The sequence below is a fragment of the Nonomuraea jiangxiensis genome, from assembly GCF_900099965.1.
Lineage (GTDB): Bacteria > Actinomycetota > Actinomycetes > Streptosporangiales > Streptosporangiaceae > Nonomuraea > Nonomuraea jiangxiensis.
In genome coordinates, this window is sequence record NZ_FNDJ01000001.1 from 56,770 (window position 1) to 70,969 (window position 14,200).

At 68.4% G+C, this 14,200-nt stretch carries 12 protein-coding genes; 5 read left to right on the forward strand and 7 right to left on the reverse strand.

Translation table 11 applies throughout. The annotated features are described in order from the left end of the window. Positions 1–9: 9 nt before the first annotated feature. Positions 10–396 (forward strand): VOC family protein, encoded by a 387-nt coding sequence (locus tag BLS95_RS00225; protein ID WP_245764731.1) that lies wholly within the window; start codon positions 10–12, stop codon positions 394–396. Positions 397–651: 255 nt separating this feature from the next. Continuing rightward, a complete protein-coding gene (locus BLS95_RS00230) occupies positions 652–846 on the forward strand; it encodes a DUF3046 domain-containing protein (RefSeq protein WP_090927830.1) in 195 nt (64 codons plus the stop codon). A 148-nt stretch (positions 847–994) separates the two neighbouring features. On the opposite strand, the gene BLS95_RS00235 is transcribed toward BLS95_RS00230, so the two are convergent. Both BLS95_RS00235 and BLS95_RS00240 read right to left on the reverse strand, forming a co-directional pair. Then, on the reverse strand, positions 995–1,285 hold the full coding sequence (locus BLS95_RS00235) for a hypothetical protein (protein ID WP_245764732.1): 291 nt from the start codon (positions 1,283–1,285) through the stop codon (positions 995–997). A gap of 99 nt (positions 1,286–1,384) precedes the next feature. After that, the gene (locus BLS95_RS00240; RefSeq protein ID WP_090927832.1) at positions 1,385–1,669 is read right to left on the reverse strand and encodes a hypothetical protein; all 285 of its coding nucleotides are present in this window, start codon (positions 1,667–1,669) and stop codon (positions 1,385–1,387) included. Positions 1,670–2,120: 451 nt separating this feature from the next. Here BLS95_RS00240 and recA point away from each other — a divergent pair, with 451 nt between their 5' ends. The 3 genes from recA (at position 2,121) to rny (ending at position 8,152) form a co-directional block, all read left to right on the forward strand. After that, entirely contained in the window at positions 2,121–3,218 is a 1,098-nt protein-coding gene (gene recA, locus BLS95_RS00245) for a recombinase RecA (RefSeq protein WP_090927839.1), read from the forward strand. Positions 3,219–3,467: 249 nt separating this feature from the next. After that, the gene (gene recX / locus BLS95_RS56640; protein ID WP_090927842.1) at positions 3,468–5,096 is read left to right on the forward strand and encodes a recombination regulator RecX; all 1,629 of its coding nucleotides are present in this window, start codon (positions 3,468–3,470) and stop codon (positions 5,094–5,096) included. Between the two features lie 1,439 nt (positions 5,097–6,535). Beyond that, on the forward strand, positions 6,536–8,152 hold the full coding sequence (gene rny, locus BLS95_RS00255) for a ribonuclease Y (protein WP_090927844.1): 1,617 nt from the start codon (positions 6,536–6,538) through the stop codon (positions 8,150–8,152). Between the two features lie 457 nt (positions 8,153–8,609). On the opposite strand, the gene BLS95_RS00260 is transcribed toward rny, so the two are convergent. The 5 genes from BLS95_RS00260 to BLS95_RS00280 all read right to left on the reverse strand — a co-directional run bounded on the left by BLS95_RS00260 (position 8,610) and on the right by BLS95_RS00280 (position 14,194). Then, positions 8,610–10,625: a S9 family peptidase gene (locus BLS95_RS00260; RefSeq protein WP_090927846.1), complete on the reverse strand. Its 2,016-nt coding sequence runs from the start codon at positions 10,623–10,625 to the stop codon at positions 8,610–8,612. Between the two features lie 87 nt (positions 10,626–10,712). Beyond that, positions 10,713–11,567, reverse strand: coding sequence for a glutamate ABC transporter substrate-binding protein (locus BLS95_RS00265; RefSeq protein ID WP_245764733.1), 855 nt, complete (start codon positions 11,565–11,567; stop codon positions 10,713–10,715). A 128-nt stretch (positions 11,568–11,695) separates the two neighbouring features. Beyond that, entirely contained in the window at positions 11,696–12,610 is a 915-nt protein-coding gene (locus BLS95_RS00270) for an amino acid ABC transporter permease (protein ID WP_090927850.1), read from the reverse strand. Further along, on the reverse strand, positions 12,607–13,275 hold the full coding sequence (locus BLS95_RS00275) for an amino acid ABC transporter permease (protein WP_090927852.1): 669 nt from the start codon (positions 13,273–13,275) through the stop codon (positions 12,607–12,609). Before BLS95_RS00275 ends, BLS95_RS00270 begins: the two co-directional genes overlap by 4 nt. A gap of 58 nt (positions 13,276–13,333) precedes the next feature. Then, on the reverse strand, positions 13,334–14,194 hold the full coding sequence (locus tag BLS95_RS00280) for a glutamate ABC transporter substrate-binding protein (RefSeq protein ID WP_090927853.1): 861 nt from the start codon (positions 14,192–14,194) through the stop codon (positions 13,334–13,336). Positions 14,195–14,200 lie beyond the last annotated feature (6 nt).

Genomic DNA, 14,200 nt, shown 5'->3' on the forward strand with positions numbered 1-14,200 from the left:
CTACATCACATGGCCCTGCTCTCCTCGGACGTGGAGCGTACCATCAGGTTCTACCAGGAGCTTCTGGAGTTCCCGCTGACGGAGATCATCGAAAACCGCGACTACCAGGGTTCCAACCACTTCTTCTTCGACATCGGCAACGGAAACCTGCTGGCGTTCTTCGACTTCCCGGGGCTCGATCTGGGGCCGTACCAGGAGGTGCTGGGCGGGCTGCACCACGTGGCGATCTCGGTGGACCCCGCCACCTGGGAACGGTTGCGCGGGAAGCTGGAGATGGCCGGCGTGCCGCACCACATAGAAAGCGGCGCCTCCATTTACTTCAGGGACCCCGACGGCGCCCGGCTGGAGCTGCTCGCCGACCATCTCGGTGAGATGTACGGCTCGCGGGTGATGTGAGGTTGCTCAACCTCGCCTAACGCCGCGACGCCCGCCGCGTGCGCGGTTTGCCCGCACGGGGCTCCTGCCTGATCGTCGCGTGCCGCTCGGCTCGCTCCGCTTTCTCCTGCTGTACGCCGATCCGCAGCGCGAGCAGTAACCGGCGGCGCTTGGCCCTGTTGGCCTTGGTTCTGGCTGTTTTCGGGGGTGAAGACTTGTGGGTCTTTGGCATGGGGATGTCCTACCCACGCCTGCGGTGATTCCATACTTGAGTCCATGCGCCTGACCGAGTTCTGGAGACGGATGAATGCTCATTTCGGCGAGACGTACGCCGAGTCGTGGGCCCGCGATTACGTGATCGCCCCGCTGGAGGGGCGGACGGTCATGCAGGCGCTGGCCGACGGTGAGAGCGCGAAGACCGTCTGGCGCGCCGTCTGCCAGGTCGAGAACGTCTCACCCAAACTGCGGTAACCCGCCCCCAGCACCCCACACCGTAACCCCTTCCCGCCGAGAGCCGCCTCGCCCGACCCCACCGCATCCCGCCGTACAGGGGCCTTCTCCCGCCCAACCTGCACCGCATCCCTGCCCCACAGAGACCTGCCATCGCCCAGGGCCAGGTTCAGGTCTGTGCCATGTCGAGGGTCTGCCGCAGCACGGCGGCCGTGCGCTCCAGGTCGTCCGCCCTGCCCTGACCGCCCGGCGACCACAGGAAGAGCCACCCATGGTGCGACGGCGTGGCGAAGATGATCGTCTGGCGTCCGGTGCGGGGATGCCACACCCACAACACAGGATCGTCACCGCCGACCATGCGGCTCACCAGGCCCTGAGCGGGCAGCACTTCGGCGAGTGCCTCCAGAAGGGCGCGCCGTTCCCCGGTGTAGCCGCTCGCCACGTCGCCGCCTCCAAGCATCGCCCTTCAGAGAGTCTCCCCAGCTCATGGCAAGCGACAACACGCTGACGCGAACCCCCTGAACATCACGGCGCGATCACGCACCGGAGGCCCAAATGATCATGCGGGGACAAGCTCTCCGGGCAGCGGTCCGCCGCTGATCCTGTCCCAGATCATGGCCGTGAACAGCTCCGGCCGCCACGGCCAGGACCGGGCACGGGCAGGGGTCCCGGGCGGCGTCCTGATAGCCGGGACGTCCTCCGCCGGGACGTTGAGCGCGCGGGCGTTGGCCCACGGCACCAGGCCCCACTTCATGACCGGCGCCATCCACGTACCCAGGAGCCGGGGCCGCCCCGGATTGGGGAACGGCCGCACGTTCACCCCGCTCACGATCGCGCCGATCACCGTCTCGCAGTGGGCGCGGCAAGATGCACGGCCACGCACTCGCCCAGGGAAAGCCCCATGACATGCGCCCTGCCCTCCGGCACCCGCGCGGCTATGACCTCGGTCACCAGACGGGCGGTGTCAGCAGTCCTTGCCCATTGCCCGAGGTGGGCCCAGCACAGCGGCACCACCGGCTCGTCGCACCGATAATTACGAAGGGCACGGCGAGGACGTGGAGGGTTGCGTTCATCCACAGAGATGTGTGACAGGGCTGAGTTGCCGGGCGGTGAGGCGGGACAATCCTCAACGGGACGAGGGTTGATGCGTGTTCCTCCTGTGATCGAACAGCCGTTCGGCTACGATGGAGTTCGCCAGGCCACGTCTTCCTCGACTGTCGCTGCTGAAAAATGTCGGTGGCAGGCCGTAGCTTTCACTCGACTGATCGGACCACGACCCTCCAGGGGGAGTTCCCATGGCAATCAACGACCGCGAGAAGGCCCTCGAGACCGCGCTCGCTCAGATCGAGCGGCAGTTCGGCAAGGGCTCCGTCATGAGACTGGGCGACGAGGCCCGAGCTCCCATCGAGGTGATCCCCACCGGGTCGATCTCCCTTGACGTGGCCCTTGGCATCGGAGGATTGCCGCGTGGGCGCATCGTCGAGATCTACGGCCCGGAGTCCTCGGGTAAGACCACGATCGCCCTGCACGCGGTCGCCAACGCCCAGCGGGCCGGCGGCATCGCTGCGTTCGTCGACGCCGAGCACGCGCTCGACCCCGAATACGCCAAGAAGCTGGGGGTGGACACCGACGCCCTGCTGGTCTCCCAGCCCGACACGGGTGAGCAGGCGCTCGAGATCGCCGACATGCTGATCAGGTCCGGCGCCGTCGACATCATCGTCATCGACTCGGTGGCCGCGCTCGTGCCCAAGGCCGAGATCGAGGGCGAGATGGGCGACAGCCACGTCGGCCTCCAGGCTCGCCTCATGTCCCAGGCCCTGCGCAAGGTCGCCGGAGCCCTCAGCAGCACCGGCACCACCGCCATCTTCATCAACCAGCTCCGTGAGAAGATCGGCGTCATGTTCGGCAGCCCCGAGACCACGACCGGTGGTAAGGCGCTCAAGTTCTACGCCTCGGTGCGCATGGACATCCGCCGCATCGAGACGCTCAAGGACGGCACGGAGGCGGTCGGCAACCGCACCAGGATCAAGGTCGTCAAGAACAAGATGGCCCCGCCGTTCCGGGTCGCCGACTTCGACATCCTGTACGGGGTGGGCATCTCCCGCGAGGGCGGCCTCATCGACATGGGCGTGGAGCACGGCTTCGTCCGCAAGTCCGGCGCCTGGTACACGTACGAGGGCGACCAGCTCGGCCAGGGCAAGGAAAACGCCCGTAACTTCCTGCGCAACCACCCTGACATGGCCAACGAGATCGAGAAGAAGATCAAGGACAAGCTCGGCGTGGGCCCGCGCCTCGACGCCCCCTCCGAAGCCCCTCCGGCGCCGGCGCCGGCTCCGGCCGCAGCCCCTTCCGGCCGCGGCTCGAAGTCCGCCCCGAAGCCGGGTGACGTCTGATCGGTCGCTCCATGACTGACGCGGACCGGCCACAGGCGCCCCACCCCCGGGGCGCCTGGCCCGCCGACCCCACCCCACCGGGAGACCGTGACACCACCCCGCCGCCGACCTCACCCGCAGGCGGCGAAACCGTCCCGATACCTGCCTCATCGGTGGGCGAGGGCACCACTCCTGCCTGCTGCCTCATCGGTCGGCGGTGATACCACCGTGTCGCGCACTTCACCGGTCGGCGGTGAATCCAACCCGCCCATGACCTCACCACAAGATCGAAACGCCACCCGAGACGGTGACGCCGCTCCGTCACGGAAACCCGGTGCGCCTTTGCCTGAGTTCCACGACACCGCCTCCCCAGGAGATCGCGACGCCACGTGGCCCACGAGGCGTGGCGCCGCTTCGTCCCGGGGGCGCGACCTGGCTCGTTCGGCTGCGGAAAACTGGCCGTCGGTCGACGAATGGCGTGAACAACGCACCCGCCTCCGTGCCTCCGACACTCCACCAACCGATCAAGCGCCCTTTGAAGCACAGCCGACCAAGCCTGACGCCGAGCCCCAGGACGTAGGGCAGTCCGCAGCTGCCGACACGCCCTCAGCCACCCACGAAACCCCAGTAAGCCGACCAAACGGCGGCTACGGGGGCGAGGGGTGGCATTCCGAGGTGTTGGCCGGCAGCAGTTGGTTCTCAGCGGAAGCGGAAGCGGACGAACCCAAGAAACGATCGGGGAGAAAGCGCAAATCTGGCCAATTCGACAAACAGTCGGCGCGATCGAGACAGTCCGCACGATCTGGCTCGTCACGGCGCTCGGCGCGGCCTGACCCGGCTGAGCAGTTGTCCCAGCCGGAACAGCCAGAAGGCTCAGCGTGGTCAGAGCAGCCAGGTCGACCAGGACAGTTCGAACGTTCCGGACCCTTGGAACAGTCAGGGCGCACGGAACAGCCAGCGTGGTCGGAACGGTCAGGGTGGTCGGAGTCGCCGGGGCAGCCCGCATGGCCGGAGCCGCCAGGTCAGTCAGAGCGGCTGGAAGACCCGGCGTGGTCAGAGCCGCCGGGCGAGTCCGCATGGGCGGAGCCGCTAGGCCAGGCTGAGCCTCTGGGGCAGTCGGAACGGCTAGGACGCTCGGGGTGGGCGGAGCCTTCTGGGCAGTTGGGACGGCCAAGGCGCTCGGGGCGGTCGGAGTTGCCGGGGCAGTTTGAGTCTCCTGGGCAGTTTGAGTCTTCGGGACGGTCGGAGTGGTCCGACTCGTCCGGGGGGTCTGGGAGGTCGCAGCGGTCTGGGCGGTGGGGGCAGGCGGGGCGGTCCGGACGGGGGCGGTCAGGGAAAGGTGCGCGGGGGCGGGGGTGGCTGCCCGAGGAGCCTGACGCCGAGACTGCGGCCGGTACGGGGGCGGAGGCCGATCCGGAGTCGGTGGCTCGAGCCATTTGTCTTCGCCTGCTCACCATGGCTCCCAAGACGCGAGCCCAGCTCGCCGAGGCCCTTCGCAAGCGGGACGTGCCGGACGAAGCCGCAGACGCAGTGCTCAGCCGCTTCTCGGAGCTCGGGCTGATCAACGACGAAGCGTTCGCGGCGGCCTGGGTTGATTCGCGACATCACGGTCGTGGGCTGGCCAAGCGGGCGCTGGCGGCCGAGTTGCGCCATCGCGGGGTGGACACTGACACGGTCGCCGAAGCGGTGGAGCGGTTGGACTCCGAGCAGGAGGCGGAGACGGCCCGGCGGTTGGTGGAGCGCAAGCTCGCTTCGACCCGATCCCTTGATCCGCAAACCCGTACTCGCCGGCTGGCGGGCATGCTCGCTCGGAAGGGGTACTCGTCCGGTCTGGCCTTCCGGGTGATCAGAGAGGCCCTCGAACAAGAGGGCATCGAGGTGGAGGAGGACTTTCCGTAGGCGCAGGCCACAGCCTTTCCCACCAGACGGTTGTTGGAGGTGCCGGCTTGTTTGACGTGTTGCAGGTGCTCTCTCATGCCAGGTATGTCGCTGGCGACGTTCTAGGTCCGGGTTCTGTTGGACGTTCGGGCGCAGGTCGGGAGTCGGGATGCGTCGCAAGTGACGTCCTCGGGATACGTCGTGGGGGTCTTCTCGTGTCGGGCGCGTAGGTGGCGTCCCATTGGATGCGTCGTGCTTGCCGTTCCGTAACGGGAGCGCCATGGGTGCCGCTCTGTAACGGAGAGTGCCGTGAGTGCCGTTCCGTAATGGGAGTGCCGGGGGTGCCGTCCTCGTCGGGATGCGTTGCGGCTGTCGGGCCAGGTCGGATGCGGTGTAGGCGCCGTCTGACGGCATGGGTGGGCGGTGGTGGTGTCGCAGGTCTCAGGATTGCCGAGACTGGCGGCCCCTGCCGGAGGCGTCGTGGGTGGTGTTCCTGTCGGGGCTTGGCGGACGGTGGCGTGCTCCTGCCGGGGTGTGCGGTGCGTTGTTGTCACAGGCAGGGTGTGTCGCAGGCGGCAGCGGCATCCTCGGGTGCCTGGGTGCGTGGGTGCCTCGGGTGCCTCAGGTGCGTCCTGGGAGTCGTGGGAGGCGTGGGCGTCGTCCCGGATCAGGGCTTAGGAGTCGTTCGACGTCGGATTGCAGAAGTCGGCTCACGTCGGATTGATGGGATTGCCTCACGTGGATCCGTGGGGGTTGGTTCGCGTGAATCTGTGAGGGTTGGTTCGCGTGGATATGTGGGCTCGCGTGGAGCCGTGGGGTTGGTTCGCGTGGGTCTGTGGGGGTGGGCGGCTCACGTCGATCTGTGGGGTGGGGCTCACGTTCGTCCGTGGGGTGGCTCGCGTCGGGGGTGCTGTGGGTGTTGTCTTCGGCGTTGGGATGTGTTGTGGGGGATGGGCTTTGGGAGTGTTGCGGTGGCGTGTGCGGGAGGCCGTGCAGCCGCCATGGGTTTTTGGGGCTTGGGGGTTGCTGGATTTTGGTGAGAGGTTTTCGTTACGGGGTTGGTTTTGATCCGGTGGTGGGGGTGGGCGGGCTCGGAATCCCCGTGGTGGGCGGGTAATTCGGGTCGTACGGGGGATGAGAGGCTGGATATGAAGATGCGAGCGCGTAAGACACACTTGATGACGCGTTTGCTTGCTCGTGACTTGTTCGACGCATAACCTCGACGGCAGTGAGGAGTTACTCCGCGCAGCGCGGATTGCCATACCGGTGAACGACGGACGATCGAGCTCGGTTGATCGAGGCAGGCGAGGTGTCGGCTCTACCAGTCGACGCCCGGTCAGTCTTGGCGTGATACCGGCCCTGGGAAAGACGCCGACCGGGCTGTACGTGGTGCGCTTGTGACCCCTCCTGATTGAGGCCGCGTTATGAGTTGTTGACGACGCGAGGAGGGCGGGGCACACATGGGGCCGCTTGTCGTGGTGCTGATGGTGGCGGTGCTCGTGCTCGCGTTCGGAATGATCGTCGCCCTACTTGTTGTCATACGGCGCACATCAGGCACCACGTCCCGCGCGGCCGAGCCCAGCCCCGAGCAGGCGCAGGCCGTACACGAGGAGTTGGAGCAGGCGCGGGTCGAGGCGCGGGCGATCCGTGACAAGGCGCAGACCGACGCCGAGGAGATCCTGCGCAGGTCGGAGGCCGCCGCCCAGAGCGCCGCGCAGCTGCGTCGGGAGGTCGAGGAGGAGGGCCGGATACTGAAGTCCGAGCTCAAGGAGCTCCGCTCCGACCTTGAGCGCAGGGAGGCGCGGCTGGCCGAGCGGGAGCAGCGGCTGGACGAGGAGGCCAGGCGGCAGTCCGAGCGGGACAGGAAGCTCGCCGAGACCGAGATCGAGCTGGCCGACCGCCGCGAGGAGTTGCTGCAGGTCGAAGATGAGCGGCGGCGCATCCTGGAGCGGGTCTCCGGGTTCACCGGTGAGCAGGCCAAGGCCGAGCTGGTCAAGGAGATCGAGAACCAGGCCAAGCGCGAGGCCGCGCTGATCGTCAGGGAGATCGAGGGCGAGGCGCGCAAGGAGGGCGAGAAGCGGGCCTCCAAGATCGTGACGCTGGCGGTCCAGCGGCTGGCGGCGGAGCAGACGGCGGAGTCGGTCGTCAGTGTGCTGCATCTGCCCGGCGACGAGATGAAGGGCCGGATCATCGGGCGCGAAGGGCGCAACATCAGGGCCTTCGAGTCCACGACCGGGGTCAACCTGATCATCGACGACACTCCCGAGGCGGTGCTGCTGTCGTGCTTCGATCCGGTGCGACGGGAGACGGCGCGGCTGACGCTGGAGAAACTGGTGCTGGACGGCCGGATCCATCCGCAGCGCATCGAGGAGGCGCACGACCGCAGCCGCCAGGAGGTGCAGGACCTGTGCGCGCGGGCCGGTGAGGACGCCCTGGTCGAGCTGGGGATCACCGACATGCATCCCGAGCTGACGCTGCTGCTCGGACAACTGCGCTACCGCACCTCCTACGGCCAGAACGTGCTCAAACACCTCATCGAGTCCGCCCACATCGCCGGGATCATGGCCGCCGAGCTGAAGATGAACCAGTCGCTGATGAAGCGCTGCGCCCTGCTCCACGACATCGGCAAGGCCCTCACGCACGAGGTCGAGGGCAGTCATGCGCTGATCGGGGCGGAGATCGCCCGCAGGTACGGCGAGGAAGAGGATGTGGTGCACGCCATCGAGGCGCACCACAACGAGGTCGAGGTACGCACCGTCGAGGCGGTGCTCACCCAGGCCGCCGACGCGATCAGCGGCAGCCGTCCGGGCGCTCGTAGGGAATCCCTGGAGGCGTACGTCAAGCGGCTGGAGCGGCTGGAGGAGATCGCGCAGTCGTACGAGGGCGTGGAGAAGGTGTTCGCCATGCAGGCAGGGCGGGAGATCCGCGTCATGGTCAAGCCGGACGCCATCGACGACATCCAGGCTCAGGTCATCGCACGCGATGTGGCCAAGCAGGTGGAGGAGGAGCTGACCTATCCGGGGCAGATCCGCATCACCGTGGTACGGGAGTCGCGCGCCACCGAGTTCGCCCGGTAGCAGCGGTAGTAGCTGTAGTAGCTGTGGTGCCGGTAGTACGGTGCCGGTGCTGCCGGTGCTGCCGGTGCTGCCGGTGCTGTCGGTGCTGTCGGTGCTGTCGGTGCTGTCGGTGCTGTCGGTGCTGTCGGTGGTATCGGTGGTACCGGTGGTACCGGGGTGCCGGCGATGCAGGTGCTGCGGCTGTGCTCGTGGTGCCGGTTGCAGGGGCAGGTTCGGGTCGGGGAAGGCTGTTGGTGGGCGGTGGGTCGGTCGGGCTTGGCGCGGCGTCGTCCTGGGTGACGGGGCGTCTGGAGGAGCGGGGGTCAGGGCGTCGGGGGCCCGAGGTGTGGGGATCCGGGGTGTCGGCAGCTCGGGTGCGGGGATCCGGAGTGTCGGGGGCTCGGGGGCTCGGGGTGTCGGGGGCTCGGGGGTTCGGGTCCGAGGTGTTCGGGTCCTAGGTGTCGAGTGGAGTGGCTGGTTAAGAGAAGAGGCGTTGGTAGAAGGCTAGTTCGGCGGCCAGGGCGGCTACTCGGGTTTCGGTGCGGCGGAAGCCGTGGGATTCTCCCTCGAAGGCCAGGTAGGTGCATGAGATCCCGCGCTCCAGGAGCGCGTCGGAGAAGGCCGAGGACTGCTCCGGCGGCACCACCGGATCGTCCAGCCCCTGGAGCAGCAACATGGGGCACGACACCCCGCCCACCAGGGCGAGTGGTTCCCTGGTGGCGTACACCTGTGGATCCTCCGGCCCCACCAGCCACTCCACGTAGCGCGACTCGAAGTCGTGGGTGTGCGCGACCAGCGGCCCGAGCGCGCTGATCCCGAAGTACGACACCCCACCCGCGAACACCCGGGACCGGCAGCACGCGGCCATCACGGTCCAGCCGCCCGCGCTGGCCCCGCGCACCGCGATCCTGGCGGGGTCGGCCAGTCCGGACGCGCCCAGCCACTCGGCGGCGGCGACGGTGTCGGCCACGTCGACCAGCCCCCACTGCCCCTTGAGTCGCTCGCGGTAGGCCCTGCCGTAGCCGGTGGAGCCGCCGTAGTTGACGTCGAGGACGCCGATGCCGCGCGAGGTCAGGAACGCCTTCTCCAGGTCGAGCGCGGTGCCGGCATGCGCGGTGGGCCCTCCGTGTACGAAGACCACGTACGGGGGCGACTGGTCGGCCGCAGCGGGGTACGGCGGGTAGAGGAAGGCGTGGACCTCCTCGCGCCCCGGCACCCGCACCGCCTGCGGAACGGGCAGGTAGTGCGGCTCGGGCAGCCGGGTAAGGGCGCGCCTGAGCGATCGGTGCCCGCCGGTCGCCGCGTCCACGGTGACCACCGACTGCGGGATCGTGGGGGCGTACCCGATCCCGACCACGGACGTGCCCTCGGCGGCCAGCGCGGAGTCCCAGCCCGCGTAGGGCACGTCGAGGTCCGCGAGCGTGCCCGAGTCCGGGTCCAGCACGCCCAGCCGCAGGTCGCCGCGCCCGTGTACGACCGCGAGCCGGCCGTCCCCGAGCACGGCGTACGGTCGCCCGCCCAGCCGCCACGGCGGCAGCACGAACTCCTCCTCGGCCGGGTGGAGCGCCCGCAGGCCGTCACCGTGGAGGCCGATCTCGTAGAGGTTCCACCAGCCGGAGCGGTCGGAGATCAGGTAGAGATGGGAGTCGTCCTTCCACGACGGCGCCAGCACGGACTCCGCGGGGCCGCCCCGCACCTTCCACGACACCGCCGACACAGCTCCCGTGGAATCACCTTCTTCCGCCCTCGGCGCCGGTTCCGTGGCGCCGGTTTCGGCTCCTGGTGTGGGTTCTGTGGTGCCGGTTTCGGGTCCCGTCATGAACTCCGTGGATCCGTATTCCGGTCTCGGTGCGGGTTCTGTGGATGTGTCTCCCGGCTTTGGCGTGGACTCCGCGGGTGGGGCGTCGTCCGGCAGGTGGGTGATCCGGAGTTCGGTGCCCTCCCAGGGCATGCGCGGATGGTCCCAGCAGACATAGGCCAGATGGCGCCCGTCCGGAGAAAGGGCAGGCGAGGCGTAGAAGTCGTAGCCGGTGGCCCATTCGCGGATCTCGCCCCCGTCCAGCGGGATGCTGACGATGGCCCTGGTGACCTTGCCGGCCTCGGCGTGCCGCTCCCGTACGCACCACACCTGGCCGTCCCGCACCAGCAGATCCGCATAACGGTCACCCTCGGGAGTGAGCGGTTTCGGATCGCCGTTTTCCCCCAGAACGTACAGGCGCTGGTCCTTCAGGTTGGCGAAGACGACCTCGCCCGCGGGGGTCACGGCGTAGGGCATGCCGCCGTACTCGTGGACCCGCGTACGCGCACTCCACGGGGCCCGCAGCAGCTCACGGGGAGTGCCGTCGGTGGTGCGGGACACGATCGTGGTGCGCCCGCCCTCGTCGGGACGTTCCTCGGTCCACCAGAGCCGGCCGTTCTGGATCGTGGGCCAGCCGGGACGCACGCCGGAACCGGCCACGTCTCTGGTCGAAATGGGGGAGGGCCAGAAAGGCATACCCGCATCCTGCCGGAAGATCGGCGAGCGTGCAGGACAGTCCCCCCAGATCAGGGGCGGCCCGCCGGGGGCAAGGGGGTCACCGGGTCAGGGGCAGCCCACGGGGCTCGGTCTGGACGAGGGCAGCTTGAGGCCCGACCCGCCGAACCATTTGTCCAGCAGCCCAGCGGCGGTCCCGTCCCGCCACATGTCCGCGACGGCCTTGTTCACGGCCTCGCACGTGGCCCTGTCACCCTTCTTGAGCCCGACCCCCCACCGCTCGTCGCTGATCGGGTCGTTCAACAGCCTGAACCGGCCGGGCTGCTGCTGGACGAACCCGGCCAGCGCCAGGTTCTCGGTGCTCACGGCGTCGAGCTTGTGATCGGCCAGCATCTGCACGCAGTCGGAATAGTCGTGGGCCGGGACCAGCACGGCCCGGATGCCCAGCTCGCCGTCCGGGGGCGGGTCGACGAGCCGGCGGTAGGAGTTCGAGCCCTCCGCCAGGCAGATCCGCTTGCCGCGGAGGTCGGCCACCGAGTGGATGTCCGGGTCATCGGCGCGGACCATCGTGTCCTGCTGGTCGACCACGTACGGACCGCCGAACGTCACCTTGGGCCGACGGGCGCTGGTGATGGAGTAGGAGGCGACGATCATGTCCACGGTGCCGTTCTGCAGCAGCGCCTCGCGGGTGGAGGAGGGCGACTCGCGCCAGATGATCCGTACGTCGGGGCCGCCGGCGAGCTTCCTGGCGAGGTAGCGGGCGACGTCCGCGTCGAAGCCCTGGGGCTCGCCGGCGTCCGTCTTCAGGCCCAGGTTCGGCTGGTCCCACTTGGTGCCGACGACGATCTGCCGGGTTCTCCTGACCCTGCTCAGCACAGGTGGGCAGGGGCTCCCGCCACTGCCGCACGCCGCCAGGCTCAGGGCGAGGGCCGCCGCCGTGAGCGCCACCCCTCGCCTGCTCACCCCGATTCCTCCATAACCACTAGGAGTAACCCGTGGTGGGAGTTATCAGGACAACAACAAGGGAGATATGGAAGTTATTTGAAGCTTTACGGGGATTACGAGCGGCGGGTACGGCACCCGCCGCCCGTTCACCCGTTGTCGGGACCCGCGGACGGGCCCGTGCGGCCGTCGCCCGCGGCCAGGCCGACGCCGACCGAGTCGGGCGGGACGACCGGTCCGACGGCCGCCGTCTTGCGGCTGCGCCTGCTGCGCCTCTCCAGCCAGGTGGCCAGGTAGCTCAGCGCCATGTTGAGCGCCACGTAGATGATGCCGATGACGATCGCCGCCGGGATCAGCGAGCCGAAGAAGCGGGCCGGAAGGATCTTGAACCCGGTGTTGAGCAGGTCGACGTAGGCGATGATGTAGCCGAGCGCGGTGTCCTTCAGCAGCACGACGAGCTGGCTGACGATGGCCGGCATCATCGCCGTGACCGCCTGCGGCAGCAGCACCAGCCGCATCACCTGGTTCTTGCGCATGCCCACGGCGTACGCGGCCTCGGACTGGCCCTTGGGCACCGCCCGTACGCCTGCCCGTACGACCTCGGCCAGCACCGAGCCGTTGTAGAGCATCAGGCCGACCACGACCGCCATGAACGTGTAGTCGCCGCTGCCCCCGACGGCGGGCGCGAGGTAGAAGATGAAGAAGATCAGCAGCAGCAGCGGGATGGACCTGAAGACCTCGACCACCACACCGGCCGGGACCCGGATCCAGGCGTGGTCGGAGAGCCGGGCCAGGCCGAAGACCGCGCCGAAGGCCACGGCCAGCACCGCGGCCACCGCAGCGGCCTGCAGCGTGCCGAGGAGCCCGGGGAAGATGTAGGACTCCCACGTCTCCCACTGCAGGAACGGCTGCCAGATCTTGGCTTCCCACTGGCCCTTGGCGTCGAAGCCGGCCCAGATGCCGTACAGGACCGCGCCCACCACGACGAGGCTGAGCACGGTGAGCACGCCGTTGCGGGTCCTGGCGCGCGGCCCCGGGGTGTCGAAGAGAACCGTGGTGCTCATCGGGCCACCGCCAGACGCTGGGCCAGCCGGCCGGTGAGGTAGCCGATGGGCAGGGTCACGGCCATGAAGGCGACCACGATGCCGAGGAAGATCGGGATCGAGGCGCCGACCTGGTCGAAGGACTCCTTCATGTTGGCCGCGGCGTCGGCCGCGAACCCGCCCGCCACCGCGACGGTGGTGTTCTTGACCATGGCGATCATCACGCTGCCGAGCGGCGCGACGACCGCGCGGAACGCCTGGGGCAGGATGATCATGCGCAGCGACTGCATGAACGTCAGCCCGATGGCCCTGGCCGCCTCCGCCTGGCCGAGCGGCACCGTGTTGATGCCCGAGCGCAGCGCCTCGCAGACGAAGGCCGCCGTGTAGGCCGCCAGGCCCAACGCGACGATCCAGAACGAGTTGGTCCTGGGCTCAGTGGAGAAGACCAGTCCGAGCTGGTCGCTGAGACCCAGCGCGGAGAAGGCCAGGACCAGCGTCAGCGGGGTGTTGCGCACCACGTTGACGTATATCGTGCCGGCCGCGCGCAGGACCGGCGTGGGGGAAACCCGCATCGCCACCAGGACGGTGCCGAAAACCAACGAGACGATCGCGGCCACTATGGAGAGCTTGATGTTCTCCAGGAACCCCGCTGCGAGGTCGGGCGCGTATCTGATCAGATCTTCCATCGTGCTCCACCGCATAGGACGGCGGCGGCCGATTCGCCGGCCGCCGCCTCTGGCGTGATCAGCTGCAGCCCTCGGGCGGCGGGGCGGTCGTGGACAGGTTGAGACCCTCGATGCCGCCGAACCACTTGTCCAGCAGCTGCTTGATGGTGCCGTTGTCCCACAGCTTCTTCACCGCGGTGTTGACGGCCTCACAGGTCTTGGTGTCGCCCTTCTTCAGGCCGACGCCGTACTTCTCGTCCGTGAAGCCCTGACCCAGCACCTTGAAGTTGCCGCCGGCCTGCTTGGCGAAGCCCGCCAGGATCAGGTCGTCGGTGGTCACGGCGTCGAGGTTGCTGCCGGTGAGCTTCTGCACGCACTCGGAGTAGTTGGCCGCGTCGACGGTCGTGGCGTCGAGGTCGAGCTCGCCGTCCGGGGGCGGGTCGGTGATGCGGCGGTAGGAGTTGGAGCCCGCGGCCTTGCAGATCCTCTTGCCCGTGAGGTTTTGCGGGGTGGTGATCGAGGTGTCGTCCTTGCGGACCATCACGTCCTGGTGGGCGACGACGTACGGCCCGCCGAAGGTCACCTTGCCCTTGCGCTCCTCCGTGATGGAGTAGGTGGCGAAGATGATGTCGACGGTGCCGTTCTGGAGGAACGGCTCACGGTTGGAAGAGGCCGACTCCTTCCACTCGATCTTCACGTCCTTGCCGCCGTTGACTTCCTTGAGCACGGCTTTGGCCACATCGACGTCGAACCCCTCGGGTCCGTTGGCCATCTTCAAGCCCAGGCTCGGCTGGTCCCACTTGGTGCCCACCACGATGGTGCCGCCACCCGCGATCTTGTCGGCCACGGTGGCGTAAGTCTGGTCCCCGCCGCCACAGGCGGCCAGACCGGCGGCCAGAGCCGCAATCGAGAGCACCGCTCCCGCTCGACGCATGTGCATGTGTAC